The 20,922-nt window shown below is 70.8% G+C and carries 21 protein-coding genes and 2 tRNA genes; 20 read left to right on the forward strand and 3 right to left on the reverse strand.

Annotation, left to right across the window (positions count from 1 at the left end; translation table 11 throughout):
- Positions 1–146 precede the first annotated feature (146 nt).
- Complete coding sequence (gene recN, locus PHC73_RS02200) at positions 147–1,820, forward strand: DNA repair protein RecN (RefSeq protein WP_300123929.1); 1,674 nt, start codon at positions 147–149, stop codon at positions 1,818–1,820.
- Between the two features lie 4 nt (positions 1,821–1,824).
- Positions 1,825–2,313, forward strand: a complete 489-nt coding sequence (locus PHC73_RS02205) for an N-acetyltransferase (RefSeq protein ID WP_300123930.1) — start codon at positions 1,825–1,827, stop codon at positions 2,311–2,313.
- Here PHC73_RS02205 and fur read toward each other — a convergent pair whose 3' ends face one another.
- A complete protein-coding gene (gene fur, locus PHC73_RS02210) occupies positions 2,314–2,757 on the reverse strand; it encodes a ferric iron uptake transcriptional regulator (protein WP_300123931.1) in 444 nt (147 codons plus the stop codon). It abuts the gene before it with no gap.
- Positions 2,758–2,924: 167 nt separating this feature from the next.
- Here fur and bamE point away from each other — a divergent pair, with 167 nt between their 5' ends.
- Positions 2,925–3,590, forward strand: a complete 666-nt coding sequence (bamE, locus tag PHC73_RS02215; protein ID WP_300123932.1) for an outer membrane protein assembly factor BamE — start codon at positions 2,925–2,927, stop codon at positions 3,588–3,590.
- A 176-nt stretch (positions 3,591–3,766) separates the two neighbouring features.
- Here the strand turns inward: bamE and PHC73_RS02220 are convergent, their stop codons facing one another.
- Positions 3,767–4,546 (reverse strand): DNA-3-methyladenine glycosylase I, encoded by a 780-nt coding sequence (locus tag PHC73_RS02220; RefSeq protein ID WP_300123933.1) that lies wholly within the window; start codon positions 4,544–4,546, stop codon positions 3,767–3,769.
- A 138-nt stretch (positions 4,547–4,684) separates the two neighbouring features.
- Here PHC73_RS02220 and glyA point away from each other — a divergent pair, with 138 nt between their 5' ends.
- From glyA to thpR, 10 genes are all read left to right on the forward strand, one after another.
- Positions 4,685–5,941: a serine hydroxymethyltransferase gene (glyA, locus tag PHC73_RS02225; RefSeq protein ID WP_366949781.1), complete on the forward strand. Its 1,257-nt coding sequence runs from the start codon at positions 4,685–4,687 to the stop codon at positions 5,939–5,941.
- 139 nt (positions 5,942–6,080) lie between these two features.
- A complete protein-coding gene (nrdR, locus tag PHC73_RS02230) occupies positions 6,081–6,551 on the forward strand; it encodes a transcriptional regulator NrdR (RefSeq protein WP_300123935.1) in 471 nt (156 codons plus the stop codon).
- The gene (gene ribD / locus PHC73_RS02235) at positions 6,551–7,639 is read left to right on the forward strand and encodes a bifunctional diaminohydroxyphosphoribosylaminopyrimidine deaminase/5-amino-6-(5-phosphoribosylamino)uracil reductase RibD (RefSeq protein WP_300123936.1); all 1,089 of its coding nucleotides are present in this window, start codon (positions 6,551–6,553) and stop codon (positions 7,637–7,639) included. Before nrdR ends, ribD begins: the two co-directional genes overlap by 1 nt.
- Before the next feature lie 18 nt (positions 7,640–7,657).
- Positions 7,658–8,299 (forward strand): riboflavin synthase, encoded by a 642-nt coding sequence (locus tag PHC73_RS02240; RefSeq protein WP_300123937.1) that lies wholly within the window; start codon positions 7,658–7,660, stop codon positions 8,297–8,299.
- A 23-nt stretch (positions 8,300–8,322) separates the two neighbouring features.
- Complete coding sequence (gene ribBA, locus PHC73_RS02245; RefSeq protein WP_300123938.1) at positions 8,323–9,459, forward strand: bifunctional 3,4-dihydroxy-2-butanone-4-phosphate synthase/GTP cyclohydrolase II; 1,137 nt, start codon at positions 8,323–8,325, stop codon at positions 9,457–9,459.
- Between the two features lie 16 nt (positions 9,460–9,475).
- Entirely contained in the window at positions 9,476–9,964 is a 489-nt protein-coding gene (ribE, locus tag PHC73_RS02250) for a 6,7-dimethyl-8-ribityllumazine synthase (protein WP_300123939.1), read from the forward strand.
- Between the two features lie 4 nt (positions 9,965–9,968).
- Positions 9,969–10,403 carry a transcription antitermination factor NusB gene (gene nusB / locus PHC73_RS02255; protein ID WP_300123940.1) on the forward strand — a complete coding sequence of 145 codons (435 nt, stop codon included), beginning with the start codon at positions 9,969–9,971 and terminating at the stop codon, positions 10,401–10,403.
- A 30-nt stretch (positions 10,404–10,433) separates the two neighbouring features.
- Complete coding sequence (gene thiL, locus PHC73_RS02260) at positions 10,434–11,387, forward strand: thiamine-phosphate kinase (RefSeq protein WP_300123941.1); 954 nt, start codon at positions 10,434–10,436, stop codon at positions 11,385–11,387.
- Positions 11,371–11,877, forward strand: coding sequence for a phosphatidylglycerophosphatase A (locus PHC73_RS02265; RefSeq protein ID WP_300123942.1), 507 nt, complete (start codon positions 11,371–11,373; stop codon positions 11,875–11,877). The genes thiL and PHC73_RS02265 overlap by 17 nt, the downstream gene beginning before the upstream one ends.
- Positions 11,877–12,395, forward strand: a complete 519-nt coding sequence (gene thpR, locus PHC73_RS02270; protein WP_300123943.1) for an RNA 2',3'-cyclic phosphodiesterase — start codon at positions 11,877–11,879, stop codon at positions 12,393–12,395. Before PHC73_RS02265 ends, thpR begins: the two co-directional genes overlap by 1 nt.
- On the opposite strand, the gene PHC73_RS02275 is transcribed toward thpR, so the two are convergent.
- Positions 12,362–14,134, reverse strand: coding sequence for a sigma-54-dependent Fis family transcriptional regulator (locus PHC73_RS02275; protein ID WP_300123944.1), 1,773 nt, complete (start codon positions 14,132–14,134; stop codon positions 12,362–12,364). The genes thpR and PHC73_RS02275 overlap by 34 nt on opposite strands.
- Before the next feature lie 642 nt (positions 14,135–14,776).
- Between PHC73_RS02275 and recA the strand changes: the two genes are divergently transcribed.
- From recA to PHC73_RS02310, 7 genes are all read left to right on the forward strand, one after another.
- Positions 14,777–15,793 carry a recombinase RecA gene (gene recA / locus PHC73_RS02280; RefSeq protein ID WP_300123946.1) on the forward strand — a complete coding sequence of 339 codons (1,017 nt, stop codon included), beginning with the start codon at positions 14,777–14,779 and terminating at the stop codon, positions 15,791–15,793.
- A 13-nt stretch (positions 15,794–15,806) separates the two neighbouring features.
- A complete protein-coding gene (locus PHC73_RS02285) occupies positions 15,807–16,262 on the forward strand; it encodes a regulatory protein RecX (protein ID WP_300123947.1) in 456 nt (151 codons plus the stop codon).
- Positions 16,259–18,874, forward strand: coding sequence for an alanine--tRNA ligase (alaS, locus tag PHC73_RS02290; RefSeq protein ID WP_300123949.1), 2,616 nt, complete (start codon positions 16,259–16,261; stop codon positions 18,872–18,874). The genes PHC73_RS02285 and alaS overlap by 4 nt, the downstream gene beginning before the upstream one ends.
- 43 nt (positions 18,875–18,917) lie before the next feature.
- On the forward strand, positions 18,918–20,135 hold the full coding sequence (locus PHC73_RS02295; protein WP_300123951.1) for an aspartate kinase: 1,218 nt from the start codon (positions 18,918–18,920) through the stop codon (positions 20,133–20,135).
- A 119-nt stretch (positions 20,136–20,254) separates the two neighbouring features.
- Positions 20,255–20,455 carry a carbon storage regulator CsrA gene (gene csrA / locus PHC73_RS02300; protein ID WP_300123953.1) on the forward strand — a complete coding sequence of 67 codons (201 nt, stop codon included), beginning with the start codon at positions 20,255–20,257 and terminating at the stop codon, positions 20,453–20,455.
- Positions 20,456–20,501: 46 nt separating this feature from the next.
- Positions 20,502–20,595: transfer RNA gene (locus PHC73_RS02305), tRNA-Ser, on the forward strand.
- Between the two features lie 117 nt (positions 20,596–20,712).
- A tRNA-Arg gene (locus PHC73_RS02310) sits at positions 20,713–20,789 on the forward strand.
- Positions 20,790–20,922 lie beyond the last annotated feature (133 nt).

Genomic DNA, 20,922 nt, shown 5'->3' on the forward strand with positions numbered 1-20,922 from the left:
GACGCTCTTCCGATCTCACAGTCTGCCGCTGGATGTCGGCGACCGGGTGCTGGTCCGTGCCCGCCAGCGCTCGCTGCGCCTGATCCACCCGCCCGGCTACGACTACTTCGAGTTGCTGCGCACCAAGCTGCACTGGGGAGGCTGACGTGCTGGTTGGTTTGCGGATCGACAACTTCGCCATCGTCGAGACCGCCGAGCTGGAGTTCGAGACGGGCCTGACGGCACTCACCGGCGAGACCGGCGCCGGCAAGTCGCTGGTGGTGGACGCGCTGCTGCTGGCGCTCGGTGAGCGGGCCGGCGCCGACGCCATCCGCGCCGGCGCCGAGCAGGCGGAAGTGACGGCGGTGTTCGACGTAGCCGCCGTGCCGGCCGCGCGGGCCTGGCTCGCCGACAACGAACTCGACGCCGGCGACGAGTGCGTGCTGCGGCGCACCGTGCGCGCCGACGGCCGCTCGCGCAGCTTCGTCAATGGCCGCCCGGTGGCGGCCGGGCGGCTGCGCGAGCTCGGCCAACGCCTGGTCGACATCCACGGCCAGCACGCCTACCAGGCGCTGCTGCGTCCGGCCGCGCAGCGCGCCCTGCTGGATCGCTTCGCCGGCGCCGGGCCGCTGCTGGCCGAGGTGGCGGCGGCGTTCGATGCCTGGCAGGCCGCCGGGCGGGCCATCGAGGACGCCGAGCGCAGCGCCGCCGGTCGCGCCGAGCGTCTGCAGCTGCTGCGTTTTCAGGCCGACGAGCTGGCCGCACTGGCGCTGGGCGCCGACGAGTGGCCGCAGCTCGACGCCGAACTGCGCCGCGCCGGCCACGCCCAGGCGCTGGCCGAGGGCAGCGCGGCGGCGCTGCAGGCGCTCGACGACGATGGCGCCGGCGTCCACCGGCTGCTGGCGCAGGCGGCCGGTCACCTGCGGCGCCTGGCCGGCTTCGACGCGCGTCTGGCCGAGCCGCTCACGCTGCTGGACGGCGCGCTCGCCCAGGTGGCCGAGGCGGGCTCGGCGCTGCGCCATTACCTCGACGTGCTCGAGGTGGACCCGGCGCGCCTGCAGTGGCTAGAGCAGCGCGTGGCGGCGGTGCTGGCGCTGGCGCGCAAGCATCAGGTGACGCCCGACGCGCTGCCGGCGCTCGAAGCCGCCGTGCAGGCGGAACTGGCCGCGCTCGACGCCGCCGGCCCCGGCCGCGCCGCGCTCGAGCAGGCGCAGCGCGCCGCCTGGCAGCGCTACCAGGCCGCCGCCGCGCAGCTCACGACCGCCCGCCGGGCGGCGGCGCAGCGCCTGGCCGAGGTGGTGAGCGACACCATCGGTCGCCTTGGCATGCCGGGCGCGCGCTTCGAGGCGGCGCTGCTGGCGCTCGCGCCGGGCGAGGCCAGCGCGTACGGCGCCGAGCGGGTCGAGTTCCGCATCGAAGCCAACGCCGGCGACGGCGCGCGGCCGCTGGCGCAGGTCGCCTCCGGCGGCGAGCTGTCGCGCATCAGTCTCGCCATCCAGGCCGCCACGCTGGCGCAGGGTGACATCCCGACGCTGATCTTCGACGAGGTCGACGTCGGCATTGGCGGCGCGGTGGCGGAAACGGTCGGCCGCCTGCTGCGCGGGCTCGGCGCCGAGCGGCAGGTGCTGTGCATCACCCACCTGCCGCAGGTGGCGGCGCAGGCGCATCAGCACCTGCGCGTGTCCAAGCGCTCCGACGCCGCACGCACGACCACCGCGGTCGAGCATCTGCCCGCGGCGGCGCGGGTGGACGAGCTGGCGCGCATGCTGGGCGGCCTGAACATCACCGAGCGCACGCGTGCCCATGCCGCCGAAATGCTGACCGCCGCGCAGCAGGACTGAACCCATGCCCGAACCCGTCGTCGCGCTGCGCGCGGCGCGTCTTGCCGACGTGCCGGCCATCCATGCCCTGCTGCGCGAGCAAGCCGCCGCCGGCAACCTGCTGCCGCGCACGCAGGAAAACCTGGTGCGGCACGTGCGTGATTTCGTGGTAGCCGAGCGCGACGGCGTGCTGGCGGCGGTCGGCGCGCTCGAGATCATGGGCCCGGACCTGGGCGAGGTGCGCAGCCTGGCGGTGGCGCCGGCGTTCCATCGGCAGGGGCTCGGCGAGCGGGTGACGCGCGCGCTGCTCGAGCAGGCGCGGGCGGTCGGCCTCAAGCGCGTGATGGCGCTTACCTACGTGCCGGGCTTTTTCGCGCGCCTGGGTTTCGAGGTGGTGAGCAAGGACGACTTGCCGGAGAAGGTCTGGCAGGTGTGCGTGAAGTGCTACAAGTTCAACCGCTGCGACGAGATCGCGGTGATGCTGCGCCTGGACGGATCGGCTGACGCGGCCTGATCACCGCCCCTGCTCGGCCGCCTCGCACTGGCACTTGGCGCACACGCCATGGATGTACAGGCTGTGGTCGGTGACCTTGAAGCCGCGCTCGGCGGCCACGCGCTGCTGGGCCGCCTCGATGGCGTCGTCGCGAAACTCCAGCACCGCCCCGCAGCGCTCGCACACCAGGTGATCGTGGTGGCAGGGACCGGTGCCGGTGCCGAGCTCGAACACCGACCGTTCGCTCTCGAAGTGATGACGCACCACCATGCCGGCCTGCTCGAACTGCGTCAGCACGCGGTAGATGGTGGCCAGGCCGACTTCCTCGTCGGTGCCCAGCAGGGCGCGGTAGACGTCCTCGGCGGTGACGTGCCGCTGCTCGCTGGTCTCCAGGAACTCGAGGATGCGCAGGCGTGGCGTGGTGACCTTCAGGCCGGCTTTGCGAAGGGCATTGCTGTTGGCCATGGGCGTTCTCTGGCTGGCATGCAGGGAAGTGCCGGCAGGAGCGCTGGCCGCGCGTGGATGAGTCCGGCATCACGCATCCCTGCCCGCAGTGCGCGGCATTGTAAACTAGCCGCGCCTTCGCCTTCCCGGCAGTCGTGCCGGGTCTCTCCGCCCGGAACACCCCTGTGATGTACCGTCTATTGCCGGCTGCGGCCGTCGTCACCCTGCTGGCCGGCTGTGCCGGCAGCCGGCCCGATGCGGCCGACGGCCGGCCACTGATCCCGGCCCTGGCGCCCTACCGCATCGACATCCGCCAGGGCAACGTGGTGGATGCGGCCATGCTGGCGCGCCTGCAGTTGGGCATGGACCGCGAGCGGGTGCGTACCCTGATCGGTACGCCGCAGCTGCTCGATCCGTTCCGGCCGGATCGCTGGGACTACGTGTACACCGAGCGCAAAGGCTACGGCCCGCGCGAGCAGCGCGTGGTGACGCTGGTGTTCGACGGCGACCGGCTGGCGCGCGTGGAAGGTGACGTGGTGCCGGTGCCCGGCGCGCGCGAGAAAAACCTGCTGACCGCCAGCACCCGCACCACGGTCGAGGTGCCGGCCGAGCTTGAAGAATCCGGCAGTCGTCTGGCGCGCCTGCTCGGTGGTGGCGAGGAGAAGCGCAAAAAGGCCAAGCGCCGCGATCTGGCGAGTTTCGTCAAGACCGAGGAAGCGCGTCAGTACGAGACGGTCGAGGGCGGCGCGGCCGAGGTGCCGGCTGCCGATACCGCAAAAACTCCCGCCCAGCCGGCGCCGGACGACGAGAATCAGGGCATCTTCGACGGCCTGCTGGGGCGCAGCGACGGCTGAGAGCTTGAAAAATTCACAAGCTCTCAGGGTTTGTGAAGAAATGCGCGTGCTGCGCATTTCTTGCGTCGCCCGTCCGGTACACGCCCGGACGGGCTCCCGCGAATCGAGCCCTTACGGGCTCGATTCGCGTCCGGCCATCCCTGGCCGGCCTCGGAGCTTGAAAAATTCACAAGCTCTCAGCCGCGCGTCGGTGCCTGATTGAAATAGTCGCAGTAGTCCCACAGCGGGCATTTCGGGCAGCGCGGCGCGTCCTGGCAGATGCCCTCGCGCAGGTGAAAGCCGCTGGCGAAGCGGAACATCTGCGCGCTGATGGTCCAGCGGCTGGCGCCGCTGGCAAGGTGTACGGCCTGCATGACGGCGTTGAAGTCGTCTGCCCGTGCGCGCGCCGGCAGCAGGCCGAGGCGCCGCAGCAGCCGCTGCGCGTGGTCGGTCTTGAAGTAGTACGGAAAGCCCGAGGTCAGCAGAAACCACTCGCCAGCGCTCGGGCCGACGCTGGCGAAGCGGCGGGCGATTTCCGCGTGCAGGCGGTGCAGCTGGTCGGCGGGGAAGCCGTGCAGCCAGGCCGCGAACGAGCCGTGTTCGGCGGCCAGCGCCTGCACCACGCGGGCGTTGTGGAGCACCGATGCCAGCTTGCGCCGGTTGCGGATCAGCGCCCGGTCGGTGAGGAGCGGCGCCAGCCGCGTCTCGTCCCAGCCGGCCAGTTCGGCGACCTCGAAGCCGGCAAACGCCGCGCGCGTGGCCGGCCATTTCTGACGCACCACCTCGCGCGAGAAGCCGGCCGCGAACATGTGAAAGCACAGCTCCTCGAACAGCGCCCGGTCGTCGTCGTGGTGCGGCAGGATGGCCCACTCGGCCGGGTCCGGCAGTTGTGCGGCGCCGTCCACGTCGAGCCGCTGGCAGGCGGCGTCGATGCGCGCGTGCAGGTCGGCGAGCGCGGCGGGGTCGGTCAGCGTCACGGTGCGGCACGGTCGGTCGGGGCGCCGATGGTAGCAAACCCCTTGCGGGTGGCCTGATAAACTAACCGCCCGCCCTCGGTCATCGTGCGCGTGGCGCCTTGCGCCGCCGGCGTCGATGCCTTTCTCGGAGTGATGCCCGTGTTCAGTCGCGCCCAGACCATTGCCGATTTCGACCCCGAACTGTGGCAGTCCATGCAAAACGAGGCGCGCCGGCAGGAGGAGCACGTCGAGCTGATCGCCTCCGAGAACTACGCCAGCCCCCGCGTGCTCGAGGCGCAGGGCTCGCAGCTCACCAACAAATATGCCGAGGGCTACCCCGGGCGCCGTTACTACGGCGGCTGCGAGTACGTGGACGTGGCCGAGCGCCTGGCCATCGAGCGCGCGCGCCAGCTGTTCGGTGCCGATTACGCCAACGTGCAGCCGCACTCGGGCTCGCAGGCCAACGCGGCGGTGTTCATGGCGCTGATGGAGCCAGGCGACACGCTGCTCGGCATGAGCCTCGCCCACGGCGGGCATCTGACGCACGGCGCGCCGGTCAGCTTCTCGGGCAAGATTTACCGCGGCGTGCAGTACGGTATCGACGTCACCACCGGTCTCATCGACTACGCGCAGGTCGAGCGCCTGGCGCGCGAGTGCCGGCCGAAGGTGATCGTGGCCGGCTTCAGCGCCTACTCGCGCGCCATGGACTGGCAGCGTTTTCGGGCCATCGCGGACGCCGTCGGCGCGTATCTGGTGGTGGACATGGCGCACGTGGCGGGCCTGGTCGCGGCGGGCCTGTACCCGAACCCGGTATCGATCGCCGACGTCACCACGTCGACCACGCACAAGACGCTGCGCGGCCCGCGCGGCGGCCTGATCCTGGCGCGCGCCAACCCGGAAATCGAGAAGAAGCTCAACTCGGCGGTATTCCCGGGCGGTCAGGGCGGGCCGCTGATGCACGTCATCGCCGCCAAGGCGGTGTCGTTCCTGGAAGCGCTGCAGCCGGACTTCCGGGACTACCAGCGCGCGGTGGTCGACAACGCCCGCGCCATGGCCGAGGTCATCATGCAGCGCGGCTACAAGGTGGTTTCCGGCGGCACCGACAATCACCTGTTCCTGGTCGACCTGATCGACAAGGGCCTGACCGGCAAGGCGGCCGAGGCGGCGCTCGGCGCCGCCAACATCACCGTCAACAAGAACGCCGTGCCGGGCGACCCGCAAAGCCCGTTCGTGACCAGCGGCATCCGCATCGGCACGCCGGCCGCGACCACGCGCGGCTTCGGCTTGGCCGAGGTGCGCGCGCTCGCCGGCTGGGTCTGCGACGTGCTCGACGACCTCGACGACACCGCCGTGCAGCAGCGCGTCAAGGCGCAGGTGCTGGCGCTGTGCCGGCGGTTCCCGGTGTATGGCGACTAGCGGGCTGGTGAAAAACCGGCCGGCCAGTCCGGCACGCAAGTGCCTGACGCACGCAGCGCGGCGCGGGCGCGTGCCGCGCTGCGGCGAGGCGAAAAAGCCCATGAACGGGTTTTTTCGCCATCCCGACAGGTAACCTCCGGTGCGCTGTCCGTTCTGCGCCGCGCCCGACACCCGGGTGGTGGACTCGCGCCTGGCGGAGGAAGGCGACCGCGTGCGCCGGCGGCGCGAGTGCCTGAGCTGTCAGGCGCGCTTCACCACCTTCGAGCAGGCCGAGCTGACCTGGCCGCGCATCGTCAAGCGCGACGGCGGCCGGGTGCCGTTCGACGAAGCCAAGCTGCGTGCCGGCATGGAGCGTGCGCTCGAAAAGCGCCCGGTGCGCTCGGATCAGGTGGACGCCGTGCTGGTGCGCATCAAACGCAAGTTGCTGAGCCTCGGTGAGCGCGAGTGCAGCTCGCGCCAACTCGGCGAATGGGTGATGGACGAGCTGCGCGTGCTGGACCCGGTGGCCTACGTGCGCTTCGCGTCCGTGTACCGCAGCTTCGAGGACCTGCGCGCGTTTCGCGACGAGGTGGAGCGTCTCGAACGCGCCGCGCCGCCGCCGTCCGAGTGATGGACGACCGTTTCTGGATGCGCCGCGCGCTGGCGCTCGCCGAAGGCGGGCGCTACACCGCCGCGCCCAATCCGCTGGTCGGTTGCGTGCTGGTGCGGGGCGGTCAACTCGTCGGTCAGGGTTTTCATCGCCGCGCCGGCGAAGGGCATGCGGAAGTGCTGGCGCTGGCCGAGGCCGGCCCGCGGGCGGCCGGCGCGACGGCGTACGTGACGCTCGAGCCGTGCGCCCATCACGGCCGCACGCCGCCGTGCGCACAGGCGCTGATCGGCGCCGGCGTGGCGCGTGTGGTGGCGGCCATGGCGGACCCGAACCCGCGCGTGGCAGGACAAGGTCTCGCGCAGCTGCGCGCGGCCGGCGTCGCCGTCGACTGCGGCGTGCTGGCCGAGGACGCCGCGGCGCTGAATCTAGGCTTTTTGAAGCGCATGGCGAGCGGCCGGCCTTACGTGCGCGTCAAGATGGCGCAGAGCCTCGACGGTCGCAGCGCGCTCGCCGACGGTGCCTCGCGCTGGATCACCGGCCCCGCCGCGCGCGCGGATGTGCAGCGCTGGCGGGCGCGCTCGCAGGCCATCGTCACCGGCGTCGGCACGGTGCTGGCCGATGACCCGCAGCTGACGGTGCGCGATGTGCCGGACGCCCCGCAGCCGCTGCGCGTGGTATTGGACAGTCGGCTGCGCACGCCGCCCACGGCGCGCCTGCTGCGCGAGCCGGGCGCGACGCTGATCGCCACCGTCGATGCCGGCGCCGCACCCGCAGCGGCGCTGAGCGCCGTCGGCGCGCAGCTGATCGCCCTGCCGGCCGCAGCGCACGGCGTGGACCTAGGCGCGCTGCTCGACGCACTCGGCCGGCGCGAGTGCAACGAGGTGCTGGTCGAGGCCGGGCCGCGCCTGGCGGGCGCGTTTCTCAGCGCCGGCCTCGCCGACGAGCTGATCGTCTACATCGCCCCGCACCTTTTGGGGCATGGCGCCCGGCCGGCGTGCGAGCTGCCGGCGATCACGCGCATGGCGGATCGGCTCGACCTCACCCCACTCGACGTTCTATCGTTCGGTCCCGATCTGCGGCTGCGCCTGCGTCCGGCGGCGCGCGCCTGAGCTTCCCGGAACCCCTGCATGTTCACCGGCATCATTCAAGCGGTCGGCCGCGTGGCCGCCATCGAGCGGCGCGGCGGCGACGCGCGCCTGCACATCGCGGGCCTGCCGCTGGCCGACGGCAAGCTCGGCGAGAGCATCGCCGTCAGCGGCGTGTGCCTGACGGCGGTCGCGTTCACGCCAGACGGCTTCGTCGCCGACGTGTCGGCCGAGACGCTCGCCTGCACCACGCTTGGCGACTGGACGGTCGGCCAGGCGGTGAACCTCGAACGCGCGCTGGCGGTCGGCGACCGGCTCGGCGGGCACATCGTCAGCGGCCACGTGGACGGCGCGGGCGAGGTGCTGTCGCGCCGTCCGGACGGGCGCTCGGAGCGCTTCACGCTGCGCGCGCCGCCGGCGCTGGCGCGCTACATCGCGGCCAAGGGCTCGATCACCGTGGATGGCGTGAGCCTGACGGTGAACACCGTGTCCGGCGCCGAGTTTGGTGTCAACATCGTGCCGCATACGCTTGCCCACACCAGCCTCGATGGGCTGCGCGCCGGCGGCCGGGTGAACCTCGAAGTGGATCTTCTGGCGCGTTATCTCGAGCGCCTGCTCCTGCGCGCCGACGGCGGCGGGGTGAATCTCGATCTTCTCGCGGAAAATGGGTTTCTGAAGCAATGAACGCGCTACCCGGTCCCGCCACGATGCAACTGAACAGCACCGAAGAGATCATCGCCGACATCAAGGCCGGCAAGATGGTCATCCTGATGGACGACGCCGACCGCGAGAACGAGGGCGATCTCATCCTCGCCGCCGAGTGCGTGACGCCGGAGGCGATCAACTTCATGGCCCGCTACGGGCGCGGCCTGATCTGTCTGACGCTCACCGAGGCGCGCTGCCGGCAGCTGAACCTGCCGCTGATGGTGACCGACAACAACGACAAGAACACCACCAACTTCACCGTCTCCATCGAGGCCGCGCAGGGCGTGACCACCGGCATCTCGGCCGCCGACCGGGCGGCGACGGTGCGGGCGGCGGTCAAGCCCGATGCGCGGCCGTCCGACATCGTGATGCCGGGCCACATCTTCCCGCTGCGCGCGCAGCCGGGCGGCGTGCTGACGCGCGCCGGGCACACCGAGGCCGGCTGCGATCTGGCGCGCCTGGCGGGTTTCGAGCCGGCGGCGGTGATCGTGGAGATCCTGAACGAAGACGGCACCATGGCGCGTTACCCGCAGCTGCTGGCGTTCGCCCGCACGCACGGCCTCAAGATCGGCACCATCGCCGACCTCATCCGCTACCGCGTGGAAAAAGAGCGCTCGGTCGAGTGGGTGGCCGAGAGCCGTTTCGAGAGCGAGTTCGGCAGTTTCCGGTTGGTGGCCTTCCACGAAAACGACCACGGCGAGGTGCACCTGGCGCTGGTGATGGGTGACATCCGTCGCGACCAGCCGACGCTGGTGCGCGTGCAGCAGGCGAGCGTGCTGCGCGACATCCTGGGCGCGCAGGCGCCGGGCCGCTGGACGGTGCGCCGGGCGCTGGCCACCATCGCCGACGCCGGCCGCGGCGTGCTGGTGCTGCTCAGTCCGGACGATCTGCCCCGCACCCTGCTCGGCGAGGTGCAGGCCTACAAGCTGCGGCATCTGGGCGTGCCGGTGCCGGGGCTGGAGCCGAACCCGGAACTGCGCATGTACGGCGTCGGTGCGCAAATCCTGTCGCAGCTCGGCGTGGGGCGCATGCGCATCATGGGCAAGCCGCGTAAACTGCACGGTCTTGCCGGTTTCGGTCTGGAACTGGTTGATTTCGTGCCGCCCGAAGCGGCCCGCGAGGCCCTTGAGGCCCCTTGAGGACTTGACCCGCGCCATGACCGCCCCCGTGCATCTTTCCGGCAATCTCGCCGCCCGCGCCGACAGCCGCTACGGCATCGTCGTCGGCCGCTTCAACGACTTCATCAGCGAGCGCCTGCTCACCGCCGCCATCGACACGCTGCGCCGGCACGGCGTGGCCGAAGCCAACATCACCGTGGCCTGGGTGCCGGGCGCGTTCGAGATTCCGCTCGCCGCCAAGCGCCTGGCCGAGTCTGGCCGGGTGGAAGCGGTGATCGCGCTCGGCTGCGTCATCCGCGGCGCCACGCCGCATTTCGACTACGTGGCCGGCGAGTGCGCCAAGGGCCTGTCGGCGGTGGCGCTGGGCAGCGGGCTGCCGGTGTCGTTCGGCGTGTTGACCGTGGACAGCATCGAGCAGGCCATCGAGCGCGCCGGCACCAAGGCCGGCAACAAGGGCGCCGATGCGGCGCTATCGGCGCTCGAAATGGTCAACCTGCTGGCCGCCATCGGCGCCCGGAGCGCGTGAACCGATGTCCCGAGCCCGTTCCAAGGCGCGCCGCGGCGCGCTGCAGGCGCTCTATCAATGGCAGCTGTCGGGCGGCGATGACAGCCTCGACGCCATCGAGCGCCAGTTCCTCGCCGAGCGCGATCTTGGCGACATCGATGCCGAGTATTTCCACGAGCTGCTGACCGAGGTCGGCCGCCGTTGCGGCGACTTCGACCGGCGTCTTGCGCCGCTGCTCGACCGGCCGCTCGCGCAGCTCGATCCGGTCGAGCACGCCATCCTGTGGATCGGCTGCTACGAGCTCGAAGCGCGCTGGGACATTCCGTTCCGGGTGGTGATCGCCGAGGCGCTGGAACTGGCCCGCCAGTTCGGCGGCGAGAACGCGCACCGCTACGTGAACGCCATCCTGGACCGCCTGGCGCGCGAGCTGCGCGCGGCCGAGCGCGCGCTGCCCACCTGATCGGCCGCGGCGCAGGCCCGCGGCGCTGCCATGCCCGGTGAATTCGAGCTGATCGCCAGCCACTTCGCGCGCCTCACCCCGCCGCGCGGCGACGTCGCGCTCGGCGTGGGCGACGACGCGGCGCTGCTGGTGCCGGCGCCCGGTCAGGAATTGGTGGTCACGGTCGACACGCTGATCGAGGGCGTACATTTCTTTGCCGACTGTCCGCCCGCCGCGCTCGGCCACAAGGCGCTGGCCGTCAATTTGTCCGATCTCGCCGCCATGGGCGCCGAGCCGGCCTGGGCGCTGCTGGCGCTCACCCTGCCGCGCGCCGACGAGGGGTGGCTGGCCGACTTCGCGCGCGGTTTCAGCGATCTCGCGTGCCGGCACGGCGTGGCGCTGGTGGGCGGCGACACCTGCCGCGGGCCGCTGGTGGTGAGTGTCACCGCGCTGGGGCAGGCACCGACCGGGCAGGCGCTGCGCCGCGCGGGCGCCAAGCCCGGCGATGGCGTGTACGTGAGCGGTGAGCTGGGCGCCGCCGGGCTGGCCGTGCGCGCCCGGCGCAGCCAAATCACCTTGCCGGCGGCGCTGGCGCAGCACGCCGCGCAGCGGCTCGATTGGCCGCAGCCGCGGCTGGCGCTGGGGCTGGCGCTGCGCGGACTCGCCAGCGCCGCCATCGACGTCTCCGACGGCCTGCTGGCCGATCTCGGGCACGTGTGCGCGGCCGGCGGCGTCGGCGCGCGGCTCGATCTTGCCGCCCTGCCGCTGCCGGAAGGCGCGCTCGCCCTGGCGTCGCACGAGGAACTGCTCGGCGCGGGCGACGACTACGAGCTGTGCTTCACCGTGCCGGCGTCGAATGAAGCACGCGTACCCGAATTGGCGCAGCGGCTGGGGCTGGCGCTGACCCGCATCGGGCGGATCGAGGCCGAGCCCGGCCTGCGGCTGGTCGATACCGCCGGCGAGGAGCATGCCGTTGCGGCAAAGGGTCATGACCACTTCCGCTGAACGGCCGCGCCGGCCGACCGCGGCGCTGTTGCGCGATCCCGCCTGCGCGCTGGCGCTGGGCTTCGGCGCCGGCCTGGCGCCGCGCGCGCCCGGCACCTGCGGGGCGCTGCTCGGCCTGCCGCTGGCGGCGGCGCTCACGCGGCTGCCGGTCGCCATGGCAGTGCTGGTGCTGGGGTTGCTCAGTGTGCTCGGCGTGTGGTGCTGCGCGCGCGCCGGGCAGCGGCTTGGCGTGTCCGATCACCCGGCCATCGTGTGGGACGAGGTGATCGGCATGGCGCTTGCGCTGCTCGCGGTGCCATTCGGCTGGTGGCAGTACCTGCTCGGGTTTGCGCTGTTCCGACTGTTCGACATCCTCAAGCCGTGGCCGGTCGGCGCGCTCGATCGCCAGGTCGGCGGCGGGCTTGGCGTGATGCTGGATGATCTCGCCGCCGGCGTGCTGGCCGGCGTCACGCTGCAGCTGGCCCTGCTGGCGGCCGCACGGCTGGCCTGATGGCGGCCACCGAGCGCCTGTTCTTCGCCCTGCTGCCACCACCGGCGATTCAGGCCGAGCTCGGGCGGCTGGCCGCCTGGTGCGAGCGCCGCTGCGGCGGCCGGGCCGTTGTGCCCGAAAACATTCACCTCACGCTGCTGTTTTTGGGCGAGCTTGCGCCTGGCCAGGTCGAGGCCGTGTGCCGTGCTCCCGCCGGTCTGCGGGTGGCGCCGTTCGAGGTGCGGCTCGAGCGCATCGAATACTGGCCGCGGCCGCGCCTGTACTGCGCGGTGCCGTTGCAGCCGCTCGCCGCCGCCGCGGCGCTGGCGGCCGCGCTGCAGCAGGCGGTGCGCGACGTGGTGGCGGTGCCGGCGCGGCCGTTTTCGGCCCACGTGACGCTGCTGCGCCGGCCGCGCCGCCTGCAGGAGCTCCCGATGCCGCCGATCGCCTGGACCGCGACCGGGTTTTGCCTGATGAGCGCGCGCCGCGTCGACGGCGAACTGCACTACGTGCCGGTCGAATCCTGGGCCTGCGCCTGACCGGCAGCGCGTTTTTCGAGCCGATAGGCCAGCTGGCGCCGGCTGATGCCGAGCTGGCGGGCGGCCTGGGCGAGGTTGCCGCCGGCCTGTTCGAGGGCCAGATCGATCAGCGTCCACTCGACCGCATCCAGCGGACCCTCGCGCATCTGCAGCAGCGGCGCCAGGCGTTCGCGCAGCTCGTCGGCGGGGTGCGGCGGCGCGTTCAGGGCGCCTGGCCGGCCGGCCAGCTGGCCGTGCGCATCGAGCCCGAAAGTGGCGCTCGCGCCGAGGCCCTGGTCGGCGGTGAACAGGTGCGAGACGCCGATCGGCTCGCCGTCGTCGGCCAGCAGCACGCCGCGCTCGATCATGTTCTCGAGCTCGCGGATGTTGCCGGGAAAGCCGTAGCTGAGCAGCGCCTCCACGGCCTGTGGCGCGAAGCCGTCCACGCGCTTGCCGTGGCGCTGGCTGAAGCGGTGCAGGAAGTGACGCATCAGCAGCGGAATGTCGTCGCGCCGTTCGCGCAGCGGCGGGATGCGCACCGGAAACGTGGTGAGGCGAAAGTACAGATCCTCGCGGAACGTGCCCTGCGCGACGGCTTCCTTCAGGTCCACGTTGGTGGCCGCCAGCAGGCGCACGTCGACCTTGCGCGTCTGGCTGTCGCCGACACGCTCGATCTCGCCCTCCTGCAGGGCGCGCAGCAGCTTCGCCTGGGCGCTGAGCGTCAGCGTGCCGATTTCGTCCAGGAACAGCGTGCCGCCGTGGGCGCGCTCGAAACGGCCGGGACGGGATTCGCTGGCGCCGGTGTAGGCGCCCTTGACCACGCCGAACAGCTCGGCTTCGATGAGGTTTTCCGGCAGCGCCGCGCAGTTCACCGCCACGAACGGCCGCTCCGCGCGCTTGCCCATGCGGTGCAGCATGCGCGCGAACACTTCCTTGCCGACGCCGGTCTCGCCCAGGAACAGCACCGTCACGTCGGTGGGGGCGGCCTTGCCGAGCAGGTGCACGGCGGCGCCGAAACCGGCCGAGATGCCGACCACGTCCACCGCCGGGCCGGTGGTGGCATCCGCGGCGTCGTCGCCCGGCTTGCCGAAGCGGTTGACGAATTCCTGTGGGCGGAAATAGGCCGCCTTGCGGCTGTGCCGATCCCATTCCTCGACGGTGCGGCCGACCAGGCGGCAGTGCTCGTGCCCCATGGCGCGGCACTCGACCTCGTCCACGATGATGGGGCGCCCGGCAAAGGCACTGCTGTAGCCGCTGCCGTAGCCGACGGCGGTCCAGCACACCGGCTCTGCGCTCACGCCGAGCGTGTTCATATGGGCGTCGGCCTCGATCGAGTCGTGCAGCAGGAACTCGCCGTAAAACGCATTGGCAGGCAGGTCGCTGCGCAGCTCGAGTACCTCCAGCCAGCCGAAGCCGCTCAGGGCGTGCACCTGTGGGCCGACCGCGAAGGCGTCGAACAAGTTCCCCTGCGGGCGCACCCGCCGGGCCAGCTCGGCGTCGCGCGTGCCCTCGGCATAGCCGACGCGCTTGAGTACCGTGCGCGCCCGGGTGAAGCCGACCGCCTCGAGTAGTTCGCGCCGCAGGCTGCCAAACGCGCTGTTGCGCATCAGGATCGAGCGGCGGTCGTCGAGCCAGATGCGCCCTTCCGCCGGCGCGAAACGCAGCCGGCGGGCCAGGTCCTCGATGTCCGGGAAATGCTTGTGGTCCCCCTCCCATCGATAAAACAGGTTGTTGGGAACGTTGCCCTGGGGTGAGTTCATGTGTTTACACAATCGTCAAGTTGGGTTCCTGAAGCCTAATGCGGGTTGACGATTTCGTCCAATGCCCCCAGCAAAATCCTTGCCGGGGCGGGCCGCCGGGACGCCCTGTGTGGCCTTGGATGGCGCGTCGATGCGAGGTTTCTGGGTATTGGCATGGCCGCTGCTATTAAGAACGCCGCCTGAGTGGTCGTCGGGCTGTCGCCAGGATGCGACGGCGCGTGACGGCGCTGCCAAACGCCTCGGCGGGCGTGTGGCAGCCGGTGGCGCAGTCCGTCAGGGATGGCAGGGCTGCCGGCGCTGCTCGTGGTCGAATCGGTGGCGGTCTCGGTCGTTCTGGCTTCCCCCTTGCACAGGGCGCCGGGCTGGTGATCCGATTCGGTCTTTCGGCGTTCCCGGGCCGGGGGTGCTCCCTGCGGCCCGGTTTTTTTCGTCCGACGTTTCGCAAGTTCCTGCCCGCGCTACGGAGAGCCAGTGTCGCCATGGATGGCGACGTGGCGGGGCTTTCGGCTAGCCCGATCATCCAGGCGGCTTCATTCCGGCGGCCCGCTGCGCCGTTTCTGCCGCTCCCGCACCGGTCGCGCCGTGCGCTGTGGAATAATGCGGGCCATTTCTTCGGCACCGGCCAGCAGCGCGGGAACCAGCATGGACGACAACAAACTCAAGGCACTGACGGCCGCGCTCGGCCAGATCGAGCGCCAGTTCGGCAAAGGTGCCGTCATGCGCCTGGGTGACCCGGGTGCAGTGCGCGACGTCGAGGCCATCTCCACCGGCTCGCTGAACCTCGACCTCGCACTCGGCGTCGGTGGCCTGCCACGCGGGCGCATCATTGAAATCTACGGCCCGGAATCTTCCGGCAAGACCACCATTGCGCTGCAGACCATCGCCCAGGTGCAGCGCGGCGGCGGCACGGCGGCCTTCGTCGATGCCGAGCACGCGCTCGACCCGAGCTATGCCGAAAAGCTCGGCATCAACATCGCCGACCTGCTGGTGTCGCAGCCGGACACCGGCGAGCAGGCGCTCGAAATCGTCGACATGCTGGTGCGCTCGGGCGCCGTCGACCTGGTGGTGGTCGACTCGGTGGCGGCGCTGACGCCGCGCGCCGAAATCGAAGGCGAGATGGGCGACTCACACGTGGGCCTGCAGGCGCGCCTCATGTCGCAGGCGCTGCGCAAGCTCACCGCCAGCATCAGTCGCTCCAACACCACGGTCATCTTCATCAACCAGATCCGCATGAAGATCGGCGTCATGTTCGGCAGTCCGGAGACCACCACCGGCGGCAACGCGCTGAAGTTCTACGCCTCGGTGCGCCTGGACATCCGCCGCGTCGGTGCGATCAAGAAGGGCGAAGAGGTGGTCGGCAACGAGACGCGCGTGAAGGTGGTGAAGAACAAGGTCTCGCCGCCGTTCAAGACCGCCGATTTCGACATCCTGTACGGCATCGGCGTGTCGCGCGAGGGCGAGATCATCGACCTTGGCGTCAACCTCGGCCTGATCGACAAATCCGGCGCCTGGTATTCGTACAACGGCGAGCGCATCGGCCAGGGCCGCGACAACACGCGCGAGTACCTGCGCGCCAACCCGCAGCTGGCGGACGCCATCGAGGCGCAGATTCGCGCCCAGATGCTACCGGCACGGCGAGCGGCCGAGGCGCCGGCCTGATGGCGGGCGCGGTGTGGATGATCCGGTCGAAGCCGCCTATGCGCAGGCACTGAAATTGCTCGCTCGGCGCGAGCATGGTCGCGCCGAGTTGGCAAAAAAGCTCGCCCGGCGCGGTTTTGCGCCGGCCGATTGCGCGCCGGCCCTGCAGCGCCTGGCCGATTTGGGTTACCTGTCCGATGTCCGCTATGCGCAGGCGCGCGTGGCCGAGCTGCGCCGGCGCCGCTACGGACCGCTGCGGGCGCTGGCCGAGCTGCGTGCGCTCGGGGTGGACGAGGACGCCATTGCCGATGCCGTGCAGGTCGACGCCGATGACTGGTATCAGGCCTGCCGGGCGGCCAGCGGGCGCGGACGTACGCCGCCCACTTCGGCCGCCGAGCGGGCGCGTCTGCAGCGCCAGCTCATGACGCGCGGCTTCACCGCCGCCCAGATTCGCGCCGCCCTTGGCCAAAACGACAGCGACGACGCATGAAAAGCACCGACATCCGCAGCCAGTTCCTGGACTTTTTCGCCGCCCAGGGGCACCAGATCGTGCCCTCGAGCAGCCTGGTGCCGCACGGCGACCCGACGCTGCTGTTCACCAACGCCGGCATGGTGCAGTTCAAAGACGTCTTTTTGGGACTCGAGCAGCGCCCCTACCGGCGCGCCGCCTCGGCTCAGCGCTGCGTGCGCGCCGGCGGCAAGCACAACGACCTCGACAACGTGGGCTACACGGCGCGCCATCACACGTTCTTCGAGATGCTGGGCAATTTCAGCTTCGGCGACTACTTCAAGCGCGACGCCATCCGCTTTGCCTGGACGTTTTTGACCGAGGTGTTGCGCCTGCCAGCCGAGCGGCTGTGGGTCACCGTGCACCCGCAGGACGACGAGGCGGCCGAGATTTGGCTCGGCGAGATCGGCGTGCCCAAGGCACGCTTTCGGCGCATCCCGGGCGACGACAACTTCTGGTCCATGGGTGACGTCGGCCCGTGCGGGCCGTGCACGGAGATTTTTTACGACCACGGTCCGGAGGTGGCCGGCGGGCCGCCGGGCTCGCCGGATGCCGACGGCGATCGCTACATCGAAATCTGGAACCTCGTGTTCATGCAGTACGAGCGCCTGGCGGATGGCTCGCTGCGCCCGCTGCCGCGCCCGTCGGTCGACACCGGCATGGGCCTCGAGCGCCTCGCCGCCGTGCTGCAGGGCGTGCACGACAACTACGACACCGACATTTTCCGCAGCCTGATCGACGCCGCCGCGCGGGTGATCGGCACCCAGGATCTGGCCTCGCGCTCGCTGCGCGTGATCGCCGATCACATCCGCTCGAGCGCGTTTCTGATCGCCGACGGCGTGCTGCCGAGCAACGAGGGCCGCGGCTACGTGCTGCGGCGCATCATCCGCCGCGCCGCGCGGCATGGTGCGCGCCTCGGCGCGACAGAGCCGTTTTTTCATCGCCTGGTGGCGCCGCTGGTGGACGCCATGGGCGATGCCTACCCCGAGCTCGCCGCGGCGCAGGCGGCGGTCGAGACCGCGCTGCGCGAGGAAGAAGAACGCTTCGCGCAGACCCTCTCGCACGGGCTGGCCATTCTCGAGCGCGACATGCAGCGCCTGGGCGGGCAGCGCATCCCGGGTGAGACGATCTTCAAGCTGTATGACACGTATGGTTTCCCGGTCGATCTGACCGCCGACATCGCCCGCGAGCGGGGGCTCGAACTCGATCTGGACGGCTTCGAGCAGGCCATGGCGCAGCAGCGCGAGCGGGCGCGGGCGGCCAGTCAGTTCCACGCCGACGAGGACCTGCGCCTGGGCGAGGTGCTGGATGCCGCCACGCTGGCGGCACACCGCTTCACCGGCTACGAGCGCGAGCAGGACCGCGCCCGTGTGGTGGCGCTGCTCAAGGACGGCGAGCCGGTCGAGCGCATCGAGGCCGGGCAGGCGGCCAGCGTGGTGCTCGACCACACGCCGTTTTATGCCGAATCCGGCGGGCAGGTGGGCGATAGCGGCGTGTTGGAAGGCCCGGCCGGCACGTTTGCCGTCACCGACACGCGCAAGGAAGGCGCCGTGCACGTGCATCTCGGCGCGCTCGAAAGCGGCGCGCTGGCGGTCGGCGACGAGGTCACCGCCCGCGTCGACACCGCCCGGCGCACGCGCATCCGCGCCAATCATTCCGCCACGCACCTGCTGCACGCGGCGCTGCGGCAGGTGCTCGGGCCGCACGTCACCCAGAAGGGCTCGCTGGTCGACGCCGAGCGCCTGCGGTTCGACTTCTCGCACGGCAAGCCGGTCAGCGCCGACGAGCTCGCGCGTATCGAAAGCCTGGTCAATGCGCAGATTCGCGCCAATGCCGCGGCCGAGGCGAGCGAGATGGCGCTCGCCGACGCCCAGGCCGCCGGCGCCATGGCGCTGTTCGGCGAGAAATACGGCGAGCGCGTGCGGGTGCTGCGCCTGGGCGATTTTTCCGTCGAACTGTGCGGCGGTACCCACGTGGCGCGCACCGGCGACATCGGACTGTTCAAGATCGTGTCCGAGTCCGCCGTGGCAGCCGGGGTGCGGCGCATCGAGGCGGTGGCCGGCGAGGGCGCCATCGACTGGCTGCGCCAGGCCGACGAGCGCCTGCGGCGCCTCGCCGCCACCTTGCAGGCCGGCGAGGCGGACCTGCTCGACAAGCTCGAACACGTGCTCGCGCGCCAGCGTGAACAGGAAAAAGAACTCGAGCGCCTGCGCGCCCGGCTGGCCAGTCAGGCCGGCGACAGCTTGCTCGATCAGGCGGTCGAGGTGGCCGGCGCCAAGGTGCTGGCGGCGCAGCTCGACATCGGCGACGCCAAGGCGCTGCGCGAACAGGCCGACCGGCTGCGCGACAAGCTCGGCAGCGCGGTGCTGGTGTTGGCCGGCGTGGATGGCGACAAAGTCAGCCTGGTGGCGGCGGTGAGCGCGGATCTCACCGCCCGCGTGAAGGCCGGCGAGCTGGTCAACGCCGTCGCCCAGCAGGTGGGCGGCAAGGGCGGCGGCCGGGCCGATATGGCGATGGCCGGCGGCAACCAGCCGCAGGCGCTGCCGGCGGCGCTGGCCGGCGTGGCCGACTGGGTGCGCGAGCGGCTCGCCTGACGCGGCGGATTCCTTCTCAACTCAACCCGGAGCAAGACAGGCAATGGCCCTGATCGTGCAAAAGTACGGCGGGACATCCATGGGCAGTCCCGAGCGCATCGCCGCCGTGGCCGAGCGCGTGGCGCGTGCCCGCGCCGCAGGTCACCAGCTGGTGGTGGTGGTGTCGGCCATGGCCGGCGAGACCGATCGACTCATCAAGCTCGCGAGGTCGGTCAATCCGCAGCCGCCGGCGCGCGAGCTGGACGTGCTGCTCGCCACCGGCGAGCAGGCGTCGATCGCGCTGCTGGCCATGGCGCTGGCCGGTCGCGGCGTGCCGGCGCGCTCGTTCACCGGCAGCCAAGTGCACATCCTCACCGACAGCGCGCACAGCAAGGCGCGCATCCTCGACATCGACGACCAGCGCCTGCGCACGTGTCTCGCCGCCGGTGAGGTGGCGGTGGTGGCGGGTTTCCAGGGCGTGGACCAGGCCGGCAACATCACCACCCTTGGCCGCGGCGGCTCGGACACCACGGCGGTGGCGCTGGCGGCGGCGCTGAAGGCCGACGAGTGCCAGATCTACACCGACGTCGACGGCGTCTACACCACCGACCCGCGCGTCGAGCCGCGGGCGCGGCGCCTGGACCGCATCACCTTCGAGGAAATGCTCGAAATGGCGAGCCTCGGCGCCAAGGTGCTGCAAATCCGCTCGGTCGAATTCGCCGGCAAATACAAGGTGCCGCTGCGCGTGCTGTCGAGCTTCGAGGACGGCCCCGGCACCCTGATCACCCTGGAGGACCACGGCGTGGAAGAGCCACTCATTTCCGGTATTGCATTCAACCGCGACGAGGCGCAGATCACCGTGGCCGGCATCCCCGACCGCCCGGGCGTCGCCGCCGCCATCTTCGGCCCGATCGCTCGCGCCAACATCGAGGTCGACGTCATCGTGCAGAGCGTGGGGCAGGACGGCCTGACCACCATGAGCTTCACCGTGCACCGCAACGACTACCCGCAGGCCATGGCATTGCTGGCCGGCGTGGTGGCGGAACTTGGCGCGCGCAGCGTCGGGGGCGACGACAAGATCGCCAAGATTTCGCTGGTGGGAGTCGGCATGCGCTCGCACGCCGGGGTGGCGGCGAAGATGTTCGAGGCGCTGTCGGCCGAGGGCATCAACATCCGCATGATCTCGACCTCCGAGATCAAGATTTCGGTCATCGTCGACGAGAAATATCTCGAATTGGCGGTGCGCGCACTGCACGAGGCGTTCGGTCTCGACCAGGCCTGAGTTTGAAAAAACGGTCGTTTGTGTTGCAATGCCCCGCGGCGGGGTTGCCTGCGCCGACAACGGGCAACAGGGTCGATGGGATGATCCGTGACCGCCGGAAACCGTAAGGGGGTGAGACTATGCTGATTCTGACGCGTCGTGCCGGTGAAACGCTGGTGATCGGCGAAGGCATCGAGATCACGGTGCTCGGCACCAAGGGCAACCAGGTGCGCCTGGGCATCAAGGCGCCGCGCGACGTGCCGGTGCACCGGGCGGAAATCTACGAGCGCATCCAGCAAGAGCGCGAGGGTGCCGTCGCTACCGTCAGTCCGCACGAGTGACGGGCTTTGCGCAGGCGGCGCAAAGCGGGTATGCTGCGCGCCCTTCGGAGAGATGGCCGAGCAGGTCGAAGGCGCTCCCCTGCTAAGGGAGTATGGGGTCAAAAGCTCCATCGAGGGTTCGAATCCCTCTCTCTCCGCCATTCAGTGCTGATGATTTGTACAGCGCTTGCATCGAGGGTGGCCCGGGCGTCGCCTGGTTGTGTTACCGCATCGATTTGACAGCGCCACCGGCGCGTCGGGATAATTGACGGCTCAGCGCGCCCGTAGCTCAGTTGGATAGAGTACCTGGCTACGAACCAGGCGGTCGGGAGTTCGAATCTCTCCGGGCGCGCCATTTCCGAAAAAAAAAAGCCTGGGCGGTTTCCCCGTCCGGGCTTTTTTGTGCCTGCAAGATGGTGGCTGAATGACGTCCCCGACCGCGACCATCGATCCATCCACGGCCCCGCCGGCGGGGCGGGCCGTTGGCC

This window comes from Immundisolibacter sp. (genome assembly GCF_028696615.1).
GTDB lineage: Bacteria > Pseudomonadota > Gammaproteobacteria > Immundisolibacterales > Immundisolibacteraceae > Immundisolibacter.

What these genes read in the sequence shown, in the direction of transcription:
- PHC73_RS02205 (WP_300123930.1), top strand. Translation starts at nt 1,825, where the DNA reads ATGCCCGAACCCGTCGTCGCGCTGCGCGCGGCGCGTCTTGCCGACGTG.
- fur (WP_300123931.1), bottom strand. Translation starts at nt 2,757, where the DNA reads ATGGCCAACAGCAATGCCCTTCGCAAAGCCGGCCTGAAGGTCACCACG.
- bamE (WP_300123932.1), top strand. Translation starts at nt 2,925, where the DNA reads ATGTACCGTCTATTGCCGGCTGCGGCCGTCGTCACCCTGCTGGCCGGC.
- ribD (WP_300123936.1), top strand. Translation starts at nt 6,551, where the DNA reads ATGGACGACCGTTTCTGGATGCGCCGCGCGCTGGCGCTCGCCGAAGGC.
- PHC73_RS02240 (WP_300123937.1), top strand. Translation starts at nt 7,658, where the DNA reads ATGTTCACCGGCATCATTCAAGCGGTCGGCCGCGTGGCCGCCATCGAG.
- ribBA (WP_300123938.1), top strand. Translation starts at nt 8,323, where the DNA reads ATGCAACTGAACAGCACCGAAGAGATCATCGCCGACATCAAGGCCGGC.
- ribE (WP_300123939.1), top strand. Translation starts at nt 9,476, where the DNA reads ATGACCGCCCCCGTGCATCTTTCCGGCAATCTCGCCGCCCGCGCCGAC.
- nusB (WP_300123940.1), top strand. Translation starts at nt 9,969, where the DNA reads ATGTCCCGAGCCCGTTCCAAGGCGCGCCGCGGCGCGCTGCAGGCGCTC.
- thiL (WP_300123941.1), top strand. Translation starts at nt 10,434, where the DNA reads ATGCCCGGTGAATTCGAGCTGATCGCCAGCCACTTCGCGCGCCTCACC.
- PHC73_RS02265 (WP_300123942.1), top strand. Translation starts at nt 11,371, where the DNA reads ATGACCACTTCCGCTGAACGGCCGCGCCGGCCGACCGCGGCGCTGTTG.
- thpR (WP_300123943.1), top strand. Translation starts at nt 11,877, where the DNA reads ATGGCGGCCACCGAGCGCCTGTTCTTCGCCCTGCTGCCACCACCGGCG.
- PHC73_RS02275 (WP_300123944.1), bottom strand. Translation starts at nt 14,134, where the DNA reads ATGAACTCACCCCAGGGCAACGTTCCCAACAACCTGTTTTATCGATGG.
- recA (WP_300123946.1), top strand. Translation starts at nt 14,777, where the DNA reads ATGGACGACAACAAACTCAAGGCACTGACGGCCGCGCTCGGCCAGATC.
- alaS (WP_300123949.1), top strand. Translation starts at nt 16,259, where the DNA reads ATGAAAAGCACCGACATCCGCAGCCAGTTCCTGGACTTTTTCGCCGCC.
- PHC73_RS02295 (WP_300123951.1), top strand. Translation starts at nt 18,918, where the DNA reads ATGGCCCTGATCGTGCAAAAGTACGGCGGGACATCCATGGGCAGTCCC.
- csrA (WP_300123953.1), top strand. Translation starts at nt 20,255, where the DNA reads ATGCTGATTCTGACGCGTCGTGCCGGTGAAACGCTGGTGATCGGCGAA.